We start from the raw sequence: 1,988 nt of genomic DNA on the forward strand, positions 1-1,988 counted from the left end.
TGGCGCGATCCTGTGCCGCAACGAGTATCAATCAAGTCAGAGAAGGCTTCAACAATTGCAAGTTGGGTCATTACTCAAAACAATTTGAAGGAATATAGCTTCAGCTTATCACCCTTCTCTCAAGAATGAAATAGCCCTGATCCCCGACCCAAGAGAACTCAAAAGAGCCTTAGCTATCCGCATGTTAATTGAAGGGGTTTGCCGCGAAACTATTCAAAAGATATTGGGAGTATCATCTCCATTTATCAGCAAGTGGAAAATCAATTATGCGTTGCATGGAATTGAAGGGTTGCTCTTAAATCATCAAGGCTCGCGGGGACAACTTAAACCAGAAGAACGAGCGGAAGTTATCCAATGGTTAACCAAGAGAAACCATTGGGATTTATCGGCATTATCAAATTATTATATAGCAGAGCGGTATCAGATTGAATTTCACTCAAAAACTAGCTACTACCAACTTTTAAAGTCAGCGGGAATTAGCTGGAAAAAATCTCAAAAGAACAACCCAAAACGTGATGAAGAACTTGTCAAAAAAAACACCAAGAAATTTGTGATATTCTGGAAGAACACCGAGAAGCTATAGAGTCGAGAAAGCTTGTGGTGTATTTGATTGATGAGTGTCATCTACTTTGGGGAGATGCCTGTGGCTATCTTTGGGGAAGGCGCAATGAGAGAATAGAAATACCGCTGGTGAATCAGAGAGAAAAACAAACTTATTATGGTGCAGTAAATTATTTAACAAAACAGTTTGTTCTGCGAGAATATGCGACGGCCAATTCTGAGAATACAGTCGCTTTCTTAAAAAAATTACAATCTTTAAATCCCGAAGCTAGACATTTGATTATTTGGGATGGAGCCAGCTATCACAAATATAAAGAGATGAAAGCTTACCTAGAAGAAATTAATCAAGGCAAGGAGCGGAATGAATGGCCTTTAACTTGTGTCCTGTTTGCTCCCAATGCTCCCGAACAGAATCCGGTCGAAGATATTTGGCTTAATGCCAAGACTTGGGTGAGGAAATTTGGTAATCGGATCGGTTCTTTTTCCTTGGTTAAATGGTTCTTCAATTTTACCATACATGAACAAAGCTTTGACTTTCCCAAGTTACACAAATTTGGTAGTTTTGAACCAAAACTCAATGGAACTGCTGCTCGCTCGAACCCTTAATTAATTTATGAATGATTTACGATCGCTATATCAGACCCACTTACAAAAACAACTGACATCAGCCCAGTTTATTTTACTCACAATCTTACTCTCCTTGATACAATCAGAGAAACAAGTGAGATTAGAGAGACTGGCACGAGTATTTCCCTATCCAATTACTACCGAAAGTCGCCGTCGCAAATTGCAAAGATTTTTGGACTTACCTCAATTAACGCTCGCGCTAATTTGGTTTCCATTGATCGCTTATTGGTTAACAACTTATTACTCTGTGGGACAAACTCTATCAATTGCGATCGATCGGACTCAATGGGGCTGTATCAATTTGTTTACGGTCGCTCTAATCTGGCAGAAAAGAGCCATCCCCTTATACTGGTGTTTATTACCAAAATTATGAAGCAGTAACTTACAAGAACAAACCCAGGCTCTTGAACAAGTTTTACCATTGTTTAAAGAATATAAACTTATCGTTTTAGGCGACCGTGAATTTTGTTCAGTAGACGCAAGGATTCTGGCTCAAAGCAAAGAGTGTATCTTTTTGTTTAAGGCTGAAAAAAAATCATTGTATTGAAACAGAAAATTTAATCTGGCAACGCTTAGACCAATTAGGAGTAGTACCCGGAACTTCGTTGTACTTTCAAGGAGTGAGGGTAAGAAAAACTCAACCAGTAGCAGGATTTGATAGGGAGCGTGTCACTTTTGCGATGAGTATAAATACTGGTGAACCCCACCATGACTTTTTTGCCGATCATCAGTATAATAGGGAATAATTATCATCTCTTCCCACTTGATATATAATCATGACACCTGAACAACAACAGGCA

General features: G+C 39.1%; 1 pseudogene. It reads left to right on the top strand.

Annotated elements, in window-relative coordinates:
• Positions 1–130: 130 nt before the first annotated feature.
• Positions 131–1,167 (top strand): annotated as a pseudogene (locus tag ACUVJL_RS30850) (IS630 family transposase); the annotation flags it as partial.
• Positions 1,168–1,988: the final 821 nt, after the last annotated feature.

Source organism: Microcoleus sp. OTE_8_concoct_300, assembly GCF_031383065.1.
In the GTDB taxonomy this organism is placed as follows: Bacteria; Cyanobacteriota; Cyanobacteriia; order Cyanobacteriales; family Microcoleaceae; genus Microcoleus.